The sequence below is a fragment of the Streptomyces sp. NPDC002403 genome (genome assembly GCF_053593015.1).
Genome location: NZ_JBSFBQ010000029.1, coordinates 88,085 through 102,493, shown reverse-complemented (window position 1 = coordinate 102,493; position 14,409 = coordinate 88,085). Strand labels below are relative to the sequence as shown.

Sequence of the window (14,409 nt, the reverse complement as noted above, 5' to 3'; positions counted from 1 at the left end):
CGAGGTTCCGCACACCAGCGGACGTGGCGGCCTTCCTCACCCCGGAAGCCGTCCAACGCGAGATCAAATCCGCATGTTGATTCTCTGCACGCCCTAACGAGCTCGTGCACGGTTAGCGGTGGGACGTCGCTGGGTTCGGTGGAGCGTCGGTGCTCACGCCTGCCAAGCTGGGATCCGGTCTGCGGTCTGTTGTTGGGACAGTAGGCTGGCGATTGCTTGGACGGTGTCGTCCATGTGCTCTCGGCGGCCGAGGTGACGGGCCAGCGCCCGCCAGTTCTTCAGGTGGGCGGTGCCGTGTTCGACCCGGATGCGGCGTGATGAGTGGGCCTTGCGCTGGCGTTCGTGCATTTCCTCGTACCAGTCCGGGGCATCCTTCTTGAACTTGCGGTGCGGTGGCGTCACAACGCGTCCGCCGGTCTGCGCTCCGAGTCCTTGATAGCCGGCATCGGCAAGGATCTCGACCCCCGGACCGTCGGCCAGGAACTTGACCAGCCCTAACTCCCGGGCGTGGGTGATGTCCGCGCAGCTGCCTGGTTGGGTCGGGCTGCAGAACAACAGTCGCCCGTCCTCGTCGGTGAGGACCATGGCCTTCACGGCGTTCTGCTTGTTCTTGCCGGAGATGAACTTGTCCCGGTCCTTCCGGCCGACGGCCGGGCGGCGGACACGGATCTCGGTGCCGTCGATGATGCCGGTCTTCCCGGCCTGGCCGAGATGGTCAACGACCTCGGCCCGGGTTCGCAGCCGCACGTCGGGGCTGACCGTGCATCCTCGCTCCGCGAGCAGGGGCCGCACCTCGCCGATGGCCCGGGTGACAGTCGAGCGGTCCATACCGAACCAGCAGACCAGCACGTCATGAGTGACCCCATGGCGAAGGTGCACGAGCGTGGCCAAGAGCCGGTCGACGAAAGCCATGCGGTGCTTCGCACCAGCGCCAACCGCACGCTTCCGCGGCCGGGATACAAGCCTGGCCTGGTGACGTTCATGCAACAACGGCCCCACCTCAGCGACGAGTTCGGCGATCACGGCGGCCGACAAGCCCGTGATCCTCCGGTCGCTGATGATCGCTGTGCGCGTCACGTTCCCCACCACACATCCATGATCAACGATCCAGCGCTCGACGTCCCACCGCTAACCGTGCACGAGCTCGTTAGCCACAACCGTCGAGACATGGTGGCCAGAGATCCTTGCGTTCCTGCACACCGGGATCACCAACGCCGGCTCCGAAGGCGCCAACCGGGTCATCAAGACAATCGCCCGCGACGCCTACGGCTTCCGCAACCCCGGCAACCAGCGCTTACGTACCCGCTGCGCGACCACACGTCGAGCCCGTGGACACCCCGATGTCCGCTAATCCTGTTGAGCCCGCACCCTGCAATCGTGTTGGCTAGAGGCACCGAACTGTCAGTACCGCAGGTGTCCGCTTGGCTGTAGCAGGGAGTTAAACGTGCAGGACATTGCTGTCGACCCGGTTGCCCACAATCGGGCAGCCTGGGACAAGTATGTCCAAGAGGGCAACGAATGGTCGAGGCCGGTGAGTGCTGAGGATGTCGAGCGCGCCCGCACGGGCGACTGGTCGATTGTTCTCATCGGGCGTGAGCCAGTAGACCGCTCCTGGCTGCCGACGGACCTGACCGGCAAGGACGTGTTGTGCCTGGCCTCCGGCGGTGGCCAGCAGGGTCCGATCCTCGCCGCCGCAGGGGCGCGGGTCACCGTATTCGACAACTCACCCCGCCAGCTCGGCCAGGACCAGATGGTGGCGGCGCGCGACGGACTCGAGCTGCGCACCGTCCTAGGCGACATGCGCGACCTCAGCGCTTTCGGCGACGCAACATTCGACATCGTCTTCCATCCGGTCTCCAACCTATTCGTACCAGACTTGGCAGCGGTATGGCGTGAGTGCTTCCGCGCCCTGCGACCGGGCGGAACTCTGCTCGTGGGCTTCCTCAACCCTGATATGTACTTGTTCGACCACGAGGCGCTCGACGAGCGCGGCGAGCTGATCGTCGTGCACAAGCTGCCCTACAGCGATGTCACGCAGTATTCCGCCGAGGAACGCGCCACGAAGTTCGGCGCGGATGCCCCTCTTGAGTACAGCCACACCCTCACCGACCAGATCGGCGGGCAACTCGCCGCTGGGTTCGTCCTCACAGGCTTCGCGGAAGCGCCGCACCAATCCAACGCATCCGCTCAGTACATGTCGAACTATTTTGCGACGCTGGCGGTAAAGCCGGGCTGACCCAGCCGTGGGCGGGCCGAGACGGCCGTGTCTCCGAATGGCCAAGTGGAGTGCTGTGCCAGCCCGCCCCCTCCACTAACTTCGCTGAGCCCGGATGTCGGGATGCCCTGGAGGGGCCCCTGAGTTCGAGGTGGAGGGCCAAGAGTCGCCCGAGCAGACTGCCGAGGGAGATGCCGAGCGCGCCACAGCCCACGAGGTAACGCCACGGAAGAAGGTCCTCCACGCAAAAGGCCACAGCAAAGAAAGCGGCGGCGCGAAAGCGGAAGGGTGCCTGACGCTATCCGAGAACCCCGAGGTCGGTGTCTGGCCGACAGTGCGCTCGCGACCGTGTCCGGCGCCGTAGAGCCCTCGGGCTCGGTGGCCGCGACCGTGTGCCCGTGAGCGGTCCGCTCCCCGCAGCCGTCACCGTCGCAGTGTCGGGCCAAGTCGGCCTCTTCATCCAGCCGTGTGTGGAGGAACGTCACCAGGTCTTGGCTCATGAGGGTCATCCTGGACGATGTGCCAGGCCCGGTCGCCTGATTTCCATGCGGTGGGCCGGACCCAGCCGGCAGGCCGACAGTGGAATGATCTTGCCGTGGCTGGCGTGATCACGGCGTCGGAGCCGTCTTGGATAGCCCCGTTCACCGGGTTGAGCCCCCGTACCTTCAGCAAGTTGGTGACTCAACTGCGGAACGCAGGTGCCGATGTCGGCGGCCGAGGCCGACTGTGGAAGCTGTCGCTGGAAAACCGGGTGCTGCTGGCCGCCTCGTACTGGCGGACCAACCTCACCATGCGACAACTGGCCCCGCTGTTCGGGGGTGTCGAAGTCGGCGGCTGACCGGGTGATCGACCACCTCGGGCCGAAGGTTGCTCTGCAGCTCCGCAAGCAGTTCGCCAAGGACGCTGTGCTGATCGTGGACGGCACCCTGGTGCCCACCCGCGACCACACGATCGCCGAACAGTCCAAGAACTACCGGTACTCCACCAATCACCAGGTCGTCATCGATGCCGACACCCGCCTGGTCGTCGTGGTCGGCAAGGCCCTGCCTGGCAACCGCAACGACTGCAAGGCGTGGGAGGAGTCCGGTGCCAAGGCCGCCGTCGGCAGGACTGTGACGATCGCTGACGGCGGACATCCCGGCACCGGACTGCTGATGCCACACGGCCGCCGGACCGGCGAAGAACTTCCCGACTGGAAACAGGAGCACAATCGGTCACACAAGCAGGTCCGTGCCCGCGTCGAGCACGTCTTTGCTTGCATGAAGACCTGGAAGATCCTCCGGGACTGCCCGTTCAAGGGCGATGGCGTCCACCACGCCATGCTCGGCATCGCCCGCCTGCACAACCTCACCCTCGCCGGGTAGGTGAGCCCGCCCGCCCTGAGTCGAGCACTTCCCGACCAGCCGGAAGATCATTTACGGGACAGCTCCTACGAGCTCGTGCATCGTTGGCGGTGACGATGGCCCTGCCGGCTCGTGGGGCCGTGCGTGGTGGGGATGCAGGCACGTGGGTTGATCAGGTCGGAGCGTCGGGTCACGGGCCTTTCAGCAGCTGTGATTGCTGATCCGGTGGCGGAGTCGGGGCCGGTCCGGCAGGCCCTCAGAGATGCCGCGCTGCTCGACCGACCACGCCGGCGGGCGCTCGGAGCGGGCGCGAAGTGCAAGCTGGTCCTCGTCGACCGGCTCCTGGCCACACTCGTCCATCTGAGGCACGGCGTTGCCCACGACGTGCTGGCCTGCTGGTCGGGTGGACCGGTCGGCCATCACCCGTGCTGTCGGCGAGATCCGGCCCCTGCTCGCCGACCGCAGCTGTCGCATCGAGGGCGGTCTGCGACTGCGCACGCTCGCCGATGTGATCACACATCGCGGCGCCACCGGCCAGGTCGTCACCCCACCGCGCAAACGCCGCGGCAAACACCTCGAACATCTGCAACGGCTCATGGCGCACCACGAAGCCGCACGCTTCGCCCACTCCTCAGCCGGAATCCCCGTCGAACACGGCATCGCCCACCTCAAGAACGGGAGAGCCCTCGCCCGGCACCACACTCGACGAAGCCTGCCCGACACCATCCGAGCCGTCGCCGGACTCCTGACCGACGAACAAGCAACCCACCACACGAAGGAACTCGCACTGGCCACCACACCCGCGTGATCAAAACGCCAACCACAAGATCAACACGCCCTCACCCCAACCATGCACGAGCTCGTTAGTGACCTGAGCCGAAGATTCCCCGCCTGTTCTGGTGAGAATGGACCCCATGGACCATCTTGCTGCAGGGGCTGCTGCGCCAACCTCGTCAAGTACCGTGGCGGCCACTTGAATCGATATGTATCGAGAGGCCGATGCCATGCCCAACGCCAGGTTCTTCTTCGACGCAGGATCAGGCGGCGTCCTTTGGGCGGTCACGCCCGAGGGCAAGGAGGTGTGGGGGTACCCGGTCGAGCTGGACCGACTACCGATCGGTCACGACCTCCGCGACGACCTGCGCAGGTTGATAGATCGCCACGACACGTCGTTGAACTGGGACTACCCCCCGGACCCGGGACCGTGGCGTGAAGCGGAGTGCCACAACTTCAACGAGGCGGTACGCCAAGCGCTCGGCCGCCTTCGCGCTGAGCTGGGCCCGGCATGGCAGATTTACGACGAGTTCGACGCACTCCACGAAGACCCGGACCTCGACCGCTACCTGGCCGACCCAGCCGGTTTCGTTCGCACCTAACTTCGCAGAATGCATATTCGACATCCTGTGAGTTCCTCTGAGCCGCACTGTGTCCCCGGGCGCGTGGCCGGGGGTTCCCCTCCTTCGTGTGCTCTGTTGGCCTGTGACGTAACTTCAGGATTCCTGAAGCATTCTCATACTGTCCGACCGATCCGCAGTCGGGCCGAAGGCGAGGAGGCTCGGGTTCGCGGCGCTGGCAGTCGTACGGGAGCTGCGTGAGCACTGGGCGCCCGCGTCGGCGGAGGAGCTGGAGCGGTTCGAGACCGATGTGGTGTCCGGGTTCGTCCTTGCGGGGGCTTCGACAGGTCTGGCGGAGGGCACCAGCCGCGCTGACGTCGGCCACATGGGTCAGATCAGGTCCGGATTCGGCCGGCCGCTGTGGGACATGGGACCCTCCGATGCGGACGTGTGCTTCGGGAAGGTGCAGCGGCGCTCGCCCGGCGGCAGTCATCACCCAGGCAGCGCGACTCATTCTCGCCCTGGCCGCGGTGCACGCCGCCCGGGTCCGCCCAGATCGGCATGCTCATGCTCGACGACATCGACCTCGGCAACCGACGGCTGACCATCGCCGGACGCGTCCGCCCACTCGACGACCTCACCATGGAACTGCTGCTGGACCGGCTGGAGCACAGGCGAAACCGGTGGCCGAACACCACGAACCCCCACCTGCTGATCAACAATCAGACCGCTGCCAAGACCAGCCGCGCCGGCAACCACTGGATCAGCGCTTCGATGCGCGGGCAGAGCGCGACGCTGGAGCGGCTCCGCGTCGACCGGTAACTCGAAGAGTCCCTGACCCACTGGCCCGATCCGCTCCACCTCGCCGAGGTGTTCGAGCTCGACGAGAAGACCGAGATGCGCTACGCGGCCCGATCCGATCTCGATGCAGCGAGGGAGGCCAACCGGGACCTGACCAGAGTTCTGAACCAATACGGCTGGGCCAAGAGCCGTATCGGAAGGTCTTTCTGCTCTTCAGGAGCATGACCAGACAGGGGAAGCCAGCGGTGGTGCTGGGTGCCGGCCATGATGTCCATCCGGCTGGCACCCGTTCGGGAGGGGGCGCATGCCGGATGGATGGTGACCCTTGCTGTTCCTAGCCTCGGGTCATGATCTTTCGTCGTTTGTGCCTATCAGCTGCGGTGCTGGCCCTGGCCGTCTCATCTCTACCGACCGTCGCGGCTTCGGCCGCGCCACGCCCACCCGGCACGGCGTGGTCCGTGCAGCGTGACGCCGACGTACTGCGGGATGCCGGGGTCACCGGGGTAGCAGTCCGCCTGGAGAGCCCGCGCGGGACGGTCACGGCCCGCTCCGGGGTGGCGGACCTGGTCACCGGCCGCCCGGTACCGGCGGATGGCTACCTGCGTCTGGGCAGTACCACCAAGACATTCGTCGCCACCGTCATGATGCAACTGGTGGGCGAAAAGCGGATCTCCCTCGACCAGACGGTGGAGCAGTTACTGCCCGGGATCGTGTCCGGCGCTGGAAACGACGGCCGGACCATCACTGTCCGCGACCTGCTGCAGCACACCAGTGGCCTGTCCGACTACATCTATGACGTCTTCCCCGACCCCGGTAGCCAGACCTACTTCGCCAACCGGTGGCGTGCCTACAAGCCCGAAGAGCTGGTGGACCTGGCCATGCGCCATGAACCTGACTTCCCGGCCGGCACCCGCTGGGCGTACTCCAACACGAACTACGTGCTCGCCGGAATGATCATTGCGAAGATCACAGGCCGCACCTGGGAGCAACAGGTCCACGAACGCATCCTGCGCCCGCTCGGCCTGCAGCACACCGGCACCCCCGGCACCTGGCCCTTCCTTCCGTATCCGCACACGGCCAACTACCAGCAGTTCACCGTGAACGGCCCGCTGGTCGACACCACGATCCCCTACCGCCCCTTCGACAGCGGGGCCGACGGTACGATGACCGGCACGGCCCGGGACCTCAACCGCTTCTTCGCCGCACTGGTAAGTGGACAGCTGCTGAAGCCCGCCGAACTCGCTGCCATGCAGAACACTGTGCCGGTGCCGCAGGACAGCGGTCACCCGGAAGGCACCCGGGACGGCCTGGGCCTGTTCTTCACACCCCTGTCCTGCGGCGGCGGCTACCTCGGACACGGAGGAAGCGGCTTCGGATATGTCATCCGGGCAGCGACAACCATGGACGGTCAGCACACCATCACCGTCTCCGCGCACAGCCGCGCCGCGGACCCGCAGACCGCGTCCCGCCAGGAAGACGCACTGCGCAACCTCATCGACCACGCCCTATGCCGCACCACCTGAAAATGCACTCGGCACCGCGGTGAAGCTCAGACCGTTCATGCCGGGCCAGGTGACCGCGGCCTACTCTTCGGAGCTGCTACAGCCGCTCCAAACACAAGCAGCGCCACACATGCTGCACACAACAGTGTCGATCACACCGGCGCTGAGCTGCATGGAGTGACCTCCACTCCCCTCACGTCACACGGTCACTGCCAGAGAATTCGGCAGGCTCGGTCGGTGTAGCCGAGCTGATGGCCGTGGAGGTACGCCGCGGCGCGCGGGGAGTCGGGGGTGGACCAGAGCCACGGCGATCACCTCGCCGCCGTTCACTTGCTCGTGAATTTCGATCAGCATGGCGATGGCGTCGGGGTTGTCCGCCAGACCGATTCACTGCCCGAGGGCGGTGGAGTCCGGAACGGCATCGACGCCGGCGTCGAGCACCACGACGCAGTCGGCGTACCTGCCGAGGGCCATCTCCTGCAGAGCCCGGGCCGGTGCGGCGGCCAGGATCTTCAGGGCGTCGACGGTGATCCGAGGCTTCGCCGGGCGGCGTTCGTCGCGCGAGGGGTTCCGGAACTGGCAGGCTCCTGTGAGTCAGCCTGATCCCCACGGAGATGGAGCGCAGCCAGTCGCGGCAGACGCCGGCGCATCTGCTGCGCGTTCCTCGAACGACTCTCCCATGCCCTCGCTGTCCTCCACCTCGGTCGAGGCGCGAGCGTCGGCGTAGGCCCCCATGCCCCAAAGGCGTCCGAGTCACCGTCGCACGTGGCCTCAGCCGCCCCCGGTTCGAGGAGGCGTCGATAGAGTGTCGCCATGCCGTATTCGCCAATGCCGCTCCAACTCGACACCGCTCGGCTGACGTTGCGTCAATGGACCGAGCCCGACATCGACGCCCATCGCGCGCTCGTCGCCGAACGGGGTGGTGGCATGCCGTCGATCGAGGACAACCGGCGGATGATCGATGATCAGCGCGCTGCGGCGGCACTGACAGGGATCGCTCTGCTGCCCGTCATCCGCCGCGAAGTGGGCGACTTCATCGGGTATTGCGGGCTCACAGTCGGTCGGGCTTCCGTTGACGAGCCGGAGATCGCCTACGAGCTGTTCCGGCGCGTGCACGGACAGGGCTATGCCACCGAGGCGGCGTCCGCGGTGCTCGACGCGGCGATCGCGACCGGGCGGAGACGGCTCTGGTCGACGGTGCGTCCCTGGAACGCGCCATCGTTTCGCGTCCTCGAAAAGCTTGGGTTCCAGCGCGACCACGTCTCGGCCGAAGACAGTGGCGAACTGGTTTGGCTCACCCGTTCCCTGCCGTAGGAGACGCGCTGCGGTCAGTTCGAAGTGGCTCCGCCACGTCGGAGGCACCACCGCCGAGCCGGTTCTCCTCGTTCCGGCCCCCTGTCTCAGTTCGGGTTCGGCGGGCAGGATGATCGTCGTGATCCAGCCTTGGACGATGCCCTGTCATTCCACAACCTGTTCGCCACACACCTTCGCCTGACCGATCTGGTCCTGGCGCCCGACGGAACGCGCTTGGTCGCGTCCGTGCAGATCATCAACGACCGGGGGACCAGGCACGTTTCGAGGTTATGGGAGGTGGATACCTCGGGGGAGCGCGAGAGCCGCCCCATGGCCCGGACCGTGCAGGGTGACTTCGCTCCCGCATTCACTTCCGACGGCACACTGCTGTTCCTCTCCGGCCGCGAGAAGACGGATTCCGCAGCTGAAGAGAGCGAGAGCCAGGGTGTGGGACTCTGGGCACTGACGGACTGCGGCGAGGCCAGGCAGATCACCCGCCACCCGGGAGACATATCCGCCTTCGCCGTCGCCAAGGACGCCCGCACGGTCGCCTACACCGCTGATCTGCTGCCTGGCGCGGTGAATGCCGAGGCATACTCCGATCTCCGCCGTGAGCGCGAGAGCGCCATGGTCAACGCGGTTCTGTACGAATCGACCACAACGTGCCCCTTCGGCGCAGGCCTCGGCCCTGACGAACCCCACACCTTCGTCCTGCACGCCGACGGAGCTCCGGTGAGCGCCGGCAGCCAAGGTCTGGCAGGCACAGGAGATATGGCGCTCTCGCCGGACGGAACGCTGGTGGCCTACACGCGGGCCGCGACGGGCCGCGCTCCCGACACGAATGCTGTGGTGGTTGCCGACGCTGCCACTGGCGCCGAGCGGCACACGTTCTCGCTCCCTGGTCAGCAGTACTACCGCCTGGCGTTCACGGCCGATGGCTCGGCGTTGGTCTGCCAGCGCCAGCGAGAGGAGACCTACGACACGGAGTGGCGAGTCACGCTGGTCGCGTTCGATCTGGCTTCGGGTGAGGAGACCGACCTCCTGCCTGGTTCGACAACTGGCCTTGGCCGGGACGGGCCGTCCTCTCGCCGACCCGTGGGGATGCCACGCTGTGGTTCACCGGCGACGAGCGGGGCCACTGCCCGATCTTCCGCCGCGATGCGGACGGCACGATCACCCGCCTGACCGCCTCCGGCGCCTACGCCTCCCTCTGCGTGTCGCCCGATGGGACCACCCTCTATGCACTGCGCAGCACGATCGACAGCCCGCCTCGAGTGGTTCGGCTGGATGCCGTCACAGCCGATCAACACCCCGCCTTCCTCATGGCCCCGGGCGACCTCGACTCGCTTCCCGGCACGCTCACCGAAGTGCACGTCGAGGCGGACGACAGTTTCCCGTTGCGCGCCTGGCTCGCGCTGCCCGAGGGCGCCTCGGCCGGGCGCCCAGCGCCGCTGATCACCGCCCCACACGGTGGACCACAGATGTCCTGGAGCGCCTGGACGTGGTTGTGGAACCCATGGCCGTTCGTGGCGCGCGGCTACGCGGTGCTGCTACCGGATCCGGCGCTGTCCACCGGCTACGGGCAGGGCATGCAGGAGCGCGGCCGGGGCCAGTACGGCGGTCAGCCCTACCGTGATCTCATCGCGCTGACGGACGCGGCACTGGCACGCGATGACCTCGACACGACCAGGACCGGCCTCGTCGGCTGGTCCTACGGCGGCTACCTGGCCAACCGGGCCGCGACCCTCACCGACCGGTTCAAGGCGATAGTCACCCACGCCGGGATGTGGAACCTGGAAGCGTTCCAGATCGACACGGACATGCACGCATACTTCCGGAAGATCTTCGGCGATCCGCGGACGCAGCGCGAACGGTACGAAGCCAACTCGCCCCACTTCCAGGATGCTGATCGTGCACGGCGGCAAGGACCACCGCGTCCCGATGGGCCAGGCGCTGAGCCTGCACAGCGATCTGCAGCGGCTCGGGACGCCCGTCAGCTTCCTGCACTTTCCGGACGAGGGCCACGGTATCGGGGCGCCGAACCATATTCGCCTCATGTACGAGACGGTGCTGAACTTCCTCGACCAGCATGTCCTCGGACAGGAGTGGCGGCGCCCCGGCATGCTCTGACTGATCATTCGAACGCGCCAGAGCCCTTCGCGGGTGGCGTCCCGGTCCTGCATGTCGGCCTGAGCGTCCCAGTTGGCCATTGCGCTTTTCGGTTGGCCAATGTGCCCCTCAGCGGCGCGGTGCGGCGATGGGCAAGCACCGTGTCGGGGGGATGTCGGCCGCCCGGTGGGACTGCCTGTGATCCATAGGCAATGTGTCGGTGGCCGCTGGAACCGTGGGTGTCGAGTTCCCCAAAGGGAACAGCCGCAGCCGCCTTCAACAGCAAGGGAACCCCGTCGCCATGTTGTCCATATCCGCCTCCCCGCCCTGGAATGTCCAAAGCCTGCCCAGTGCCGATGGCCGCGTCTTCCTGGTCACCGGCGGCAATGCCGGCATCGGGTACTTCGTCGCGGAGCAGTTGTCGGCAACCGGAGCCACCGTCGTACTCGGCAGCCGGAATCCCGCCAAGGCCGAAGTCGCCATGGCCTCGATCCGTGCGCGTGTCCCCGATTCGCGGGTGCGAGCCGTACGGCTGGACCTCGCCGACCTCTCGTCGCTCGAAGCAGCGGTGGAAACGCTGGCACTGGAGCGCCTTGACGCGGTAGTCCACAACGCCGGCGTCGCGCTTGACGACCCGCCGCGCAAGGAGACCGGGGACGGTCACGAGCTCATGTTCGGCACGAACCACCTCGGGCACTTCGCCTTGACCCAGTGGCTGATGCCGCTGCTCTCGGCTGCGCCGGCGGCCCGCATTGTCACCATGGGCAGCTTCGCGGCAAAGTCCGAGCGGCTTGACCTGGACGACCTGCAGTCCTGGAAGGAATACCAGCCCAAGCGCACCTACGGCCGCTCCAAGTTGGCACAGATGTACTTCGGCATCGAACTCGACCGCCGCCTGCGCACTGCTGGCAGCACGGTGGCAAGCGTGGTGGTCCATCCCGGCGGCGCGTTGGACTCCCTCACCCCGTCACGGCCACCGGTCCATGTGCGAACTACCGGCGCACGGCTCAGCGCGGCACCTGCGGGCCTCCTCGTCCAGGGCAAGCACGCCGGCGCATGGCCCGCGGTCCGAGCGGTGCTCGACCCGGCCGTGCGTGGAGGCCAGCTGTGGGGACCGCGCGTCTTCGGCCTGCGCGGCGAGCCCCGACGTGAACCGGTCTGGAACCACCTCGCCGATCCCTCCGTCGCGGTGCGGTTGTGGGACGCAAGCTGCGCTCTGACCGGTTTCGCCGACCCCAGCACCATCTCCGGATAGTTCAGGCACGCGCGCGTTGGTCAACAGCCTGGATGCGTGGGCGCGAGCCGTCCAGGTCGAGAATGCCGCGTGCGGCTGCCGGGCCCGTGCAGGCGGTCGCGGATGCCTTCGACCCGGACGGCTGTGGGCGGCGGCCCGTTGTTGAGGGCTGCCGACCACGGGGTCACCTCGACGTCGAAGCCGCTGTGTGCGTCGGGTCCGTGGACGTGGACCGGTCGACCGGACAGATAGACGACGTCGCCGGTGCGGAACGTGCCGGTGTACGCACCGAGGCGGAGGTGGATGATCCGGCGGGCGAACACGGACGGCTCGTCGACCGTGGACTCCGTGACCGTGTCCACCTCGATCCCGTAGAGCGCCGGGGTGACCAGTTCCCCGGAGCGATCCGTGATCCGGGCAAGGACGGAGAGCGCCTCTGCTTCGTTGGCGACCACCCCGGCGAACAGTGCTTGCGCCGCCTCGTAGCCGCGCGGCCCGTAGCAGACCAGATCGATGTCGATCGGGCGTTGCAGGCGCCGACCAGGAAGGACGCGGTTACGCCGATGACGTCCGCAGCGGATGGACCTGGCTGGTCCTTGTGGTCTTCACCCAGCTCCGGCTCGCCCGCCCACTGGCGGGCGACCTGCACCGACCATGGGAGAAGCCCAGTCCCACGGACAGACTCACTCCCGCCCGAGTCCGCCGCGATTTTCGGCACCTCCGCCCGAAGACCGCCTGCCCCGCCGGAGTACCGAAATTCTCTCGGCCAGGCCCCGGACGGCCGCCTGGCCGGAGGAACAACCAACCCACTGCACGCTATGACGTGCACACAGTCGGCAAACCAGGCCCCGCGAAACGACGGACGAGGAAGTCAACGACCCCGCGTCCGCGCCGCACAGGTTAAAGATCAAGTTAGGCGCTGCAGTTCGGGAAGGTCGGCGTCGGCTCATCGGCGGTGGCAAGCAGGTCCAGGAGGTCTTCCTTGGCGTTCCACGCGACGGTGATCGACACGCCGATCACCGTGGGCAGGTTGGACAGCTCGTCGAGGAGAGCGTCGACGTGCTCGCCGCGCATCCGGGCGGCGGAGCGGGTGAGCCGGTTGCGTAGTTCCCACTCGCGGTTGCCCTTGCGGCCGCGGTGACCCGGCGGCGGACTTCGGTGAGGGTCTGGTTCGCCAACTGCACCAGGTGGAAGTGGTTCACGACCAGGGAAAGCCAGGCCGCGTCTTGTGGCTCACGCCGGGCTCGTGGCAGCACACCGCGCCCTGAGGGGCGTGGCGCAGAGTGCTGCTGCGAAACACCCGTCTGGCCGGTACATGTGCGCGGACCGCGGCGGGAAACCAGTGGGACAGTGACACGGGTGTGGGCCGGAGGCGGGTCCCGACGTCAGGGAGTGTGGGTCGAAATGAGCGGTCAGGTCTGCGCGGAACCGGTCCGCGAGGAGCAGTCGGTCTGGCTGGACTTCCTCTGGCTGGAGCTGACCAATCGCTGCAACCTGCAGTGCGTGCACTGCTACACGGACTCCCACCCGCAGAGCGGCCACCGCGACCTTCTGTCGAAGGACCACTACGACAAGGTCATGACGGACGCCTACGCGCTCGGGTGCCGGAAGGTACAGCTCATCGGCGGGGAGCCGCAACTGAGCCCGCACTTCGGCCACCTCTTGGCGAGGGCGAAGCACATCGGGTACGAGTTTGTTGAGGTGTTCTCCAATCTGACGCACCTCAGCGACGAGACGCTCGACTTCGCGGCGGAGCACGACGTTGCCTTCGCGACGTCGGTGTACTCGCACGACGCCGCGGTACACGACCGCGTGACCAAGGTGCGGTCGAGCCACGAGCGCACTGTCCGGAACCTCCGCAGGCTCGTCGAGCGCGGAGTGACCGTCCGCGCCGCGGTGATCGCCATCGACCAGGGCCAGGACGGCATCGACCGCACGAAGGACTTCCTGCACGGCATGGGCGTCGGCTCCGTACGCGTGGGCGACATCCGGGAGTTCGGCCGCGCGCAGGACGTCATGTCGCAGAACGCGCGGCTCTCGGGTTTGTGCGGCCACTGCTGGCGGGGACGGCTCTGCGTGAGCCCCGACGGTACGGCGTACGCCTGCGTCATGGCACGGGAGTGGCCGGTCGGCAACGTCCTGGAGGATGAGCTCGCACAGATCCTCCGGGGTGACCCGCTCGACCGGATGCGTCAGACCATCCGCGAGGAGGTATGGGTTCCCCGGGCGCAGTCCCACGCAGGCCGCTCGAAGACCTGCGAACCGTCAAAGCTCCACGAACCCGATCCGTACTGCTCACCGAACGTCGGGCCCTGCGGGCCGGGCGACTGCCCGCAGAGCGGTGACCCCACTCCTGCGTGCGTGCCCCAAAGCTGTCCGCAGAGCTGCGAGCCGGACACGTGCCCGCAGAGCTGCGAGCCCAACCCGCTCTGCGGACCGGACTTCGAGGAGTAGGGAAGAGCAAGCACGGGCAGCGAGGAGCAGTACGGGGTGGTCCGGATCACCGCGGCAGGAGAAGTTGACCAACCCGTCCAAGCACCCCCAAGACTCGTTCGCGGCGGATGACGCGGCCGTAGCA

The 14,409-nt window shown here is 67.2% G+C and carries 13 protein-coding genes and 4 pseudogenes; 14 read left to right on the top strand and 3 right to left on the bottom strand.

What is annotated here, in order from left to right; translation table 11 throughout:
* Positions 1–153: 153 nt before the first annotated feature.
* Positions 154–1,077, bottom strand: a complete 924-nt coding sequence (locus tag ACWCPY_RS27675; RefSeq protein WP_451269372.1) for a transposase family protein — start codon at positions 1,075–1,077, stop codon at positions 154–156.
* Positions 1,078–1,153: 76 nt separating this feature from the next.
* On the opposite strand from ACWCPY_RS27675, the pseudogene ACWCPY_RS27670 reads away from it, so the two are divergent.
* From ACWCPY_RS27670 to ACWCPY_RS27615, 12 genes and pseudogenes are all read left to right on the top strand, one after another.
* Positions 1,154–1,351, top strand: a pseudogene (locus tag ACWCPY_RS27670) (transposase); the annotation flags it as partial.
* Between the two features lie 93 nt (positions 1,352–1,444).
* Positions 1,445–2,236, top strand: coding sequence for a class I SAM-dependent methyltransferase (locus ACWCPY_RS27665; RefSeq protein WP_451269370.1), 792 nt, complete (start codon positions 1,445–1,447; stop codon positions 2,234–2,236).
* Positions 2,237–2,810: 574 nt separating this feature from the next.
* Positions 2,811–3,579, top strand: a pseudogene (locus ACWCPY_RS27660) (transposase).
* Positions 3,580–3,961: 382 nt separating this feature from the next.
* A complete protein-coding gene (locus tag ACWCPY_RS27655; RefSeq protein ID WP_451269368.1) occupies positions 3,962–4,366 on the top strand; it encodes a hypothetical protein in 405 nt (134 codons plus the stop codon).
* Positions 4,367–4,562: 196 nt separating this feature from the next.
* A complete protein-coding gene (locus tag ACWCPY_RS27650) occupies positions 4,563–4,934 on the top strand; it encodes a hypothetical protein (protein WP_451269366.1) in 372 nt (123 codons plus the stop codon).
* Positions 4,935–5,453: 519 nt separating this feature from the next.
* Positions 5,454–5,714 (top strand): hypothetical protein, encoded by a 261-nt coding sequence (locus ACWCPY_RS27645; RefSeq protein ID WP_451269364.1) that lies wholly within the window; start codon positions 5,454–5,456, stop codon positions 5,712–5,714.
* Positions 5,715–6,040: 326 nt separating this feature from the next.
* Positions 6,041–7,216, top strand: coding sequence for a serine hydrolase domain-containing protein (locus ACWCPY_RS27640; RefSeq protein ID WP_451269362.1), 1,176 nt, complete (start codon positions 6,041–6,043; stop codon positions 7,214–7,216).
* Between the two features lie 270 nt (positions 7,217–7,486).
* Positions 7,487–7,798, top strand: a complete 312-nt coding sequence (locus ACWCPY_RS27635; protein WP_451269360.1) for a hypothetical protein — start codon at positions 7,487–7,489, stop codon at positions 7,796–7,798.
* Between the two features lie 210 nt (positions 7,799–8,008).
* Positions 8,009–8,509 (top strand): GNAT family N-acetyltransferase, encoded by a 501-nt coding sequence (locus ACWCPY_RS27630; protein WP_451269358.1) that lies wholly within the window; start codon positions 8,009–8,011, stop codon positions 8,507–8,509.
* A gap of 129 nt (positions 8,510–8,638) precedes the next feature.
* Positions 8,639–9,673: a hypothetical protein gene (locus ACWCPY_RS27625; protein ID WP_451269356.1), complete on the top strand. Its 1,035-nt coding sequence runs from the start codon at positions 8,639–8,641 to the stop codon at positions 9,671–9,673.
* 137 nt (positions 9,674–9,810) lie between these two features.
* A pseudogene (locus ACWCPY_RS27620) lies at positions 9,811–10,618 on the top strand (alpha/beta hydrolase family protein).
* Between the two features lie 280 nt (positions 10,619–10,898).
* A complete protein-coding gene (locus tag ACWCPY_RS27615) occupies positions 10,899–11,852 on the top strand; it encodes an SDR family NAD(P)-dependent oxidoreductase (RefSeq protein WP_451269382.1) in 954 nt (317 codons plus the stop codon).
* Between the two features lie 20 nt (positions 11,853–11,872).
* On the opposite strand, the gene ACWCPY_RS27610 is transcribed toward ACWCPY_RS27615, so the two are convergent.
* Positions 11,873–12,286, bottom strand: coding sequence for a hypothetical protein (locus tag ACWCPY_RS27610; RefSeq protein ID WP_451269354.1), 414 nt, complete (start codon positions 12,284–12,286; stop codon positions 11,873–11,875).
* 125 nt (positions 12,287–12,411) lie between these two features.
* Between ACWCPY_RS27610 and ACWCPY_RS27605 the strand changes: the two are divergent.
* A pseudogene (locus ACWCPY_RS27605) lies at positions 12,412–12,735 on the top strand (NF041680 family putative transposase); the annotation flags it as partial.
* A gap of 8 nt (positions 12,736–12,743) precedes the next feature.
* Here ACWCPY_RS27605 and ACWCPY_RS27600 read toward each other — a convergent pair.
* Positions 12,744–12,905, bottom strand: a complete 162-nt coding sequence (locus ACWCPY_RS27600; RefSeq protein WP_451269352.1) for a hypothetical protein — start codon at positions 12,903–12,905, stop codon at positions 12,744–12,746.
* Between the two features lie 330 nt (positions 12,906–13,235).
* On the opposite strand from ACWCPY_RS27600, the gene ACWCPY_RS27595 reads away from it, so the two are divergent.
* Positions 13,236–14,285 carry a radical SAM protein gene (locus ACWCPY_RS27595; RefSeq protein WP_451269350.1) on the top strand — a complete coding sequence of 350 codons (1,050 nt, stop codon included), beginning with the start codon at positions 13,236–13,238 and terminating at the stop codon, positions 14,283–14,285.
* The last annotated feature ends 124 nt before the right edge of the window (positions 14,286–14,409 follow it).

Excerpts from the sequence above, each read along its gene's own strand:
- ACWCPY_RS27650 (WP_451269366.1), top strand. The coding sequence starts at position 4,563 with ATGCCCAACGCCAGGTTCTTCTTCGACGCAGGATCAGGCGGCGTCCTT.
- ACWCPY_RS27645 (WP_451269364.1), top strand. The coding sequence starts at position 5,454 with ATGCTCATGCTCGACGACATCGACCTCGGCAACCGACGGCTGACCATC.
- ACWCPY_RS27640 (WP_451269362.1), top strand. The coding sequence starts at position 6,041 with ATGATCTTTCGTCGTTTGTGCCTATCAGCTGCGGTGCTGGCCCTGGCC.
- ACWCPY_RS27630 (WP_451269358.1), top strand. The coding sequence starts at position 8,009 with ATGCCGTATTCGCCAATGCCGCTCCAACTCGACACCGCTCGGCTGACG.
- ACWCPY_RS27615 (WP_451269382.1), top strand. The coding sequence starts at position 10,899 with ATGTTGTCCATATCCGCCTCCCCGCCCTGGAATGTCCAAAGCCTGCCC.
- ACWCPY_RS27600 (WP_451269352.1), bottom strand. The coding sequence starts at position 12,905 with ATGCGCGGCGAGCACGTCGACGCTCTCCTCGACGAGCTGTCCAACCTG.
- ACWCPY_RS27595 (WP_451269350.1), top strand. The coding sequence starts at position 13,236 with ATGAGCGGTCAGGTCTGCGCGGAACCGGTCCGCGAGGAGCAGTCGGTC.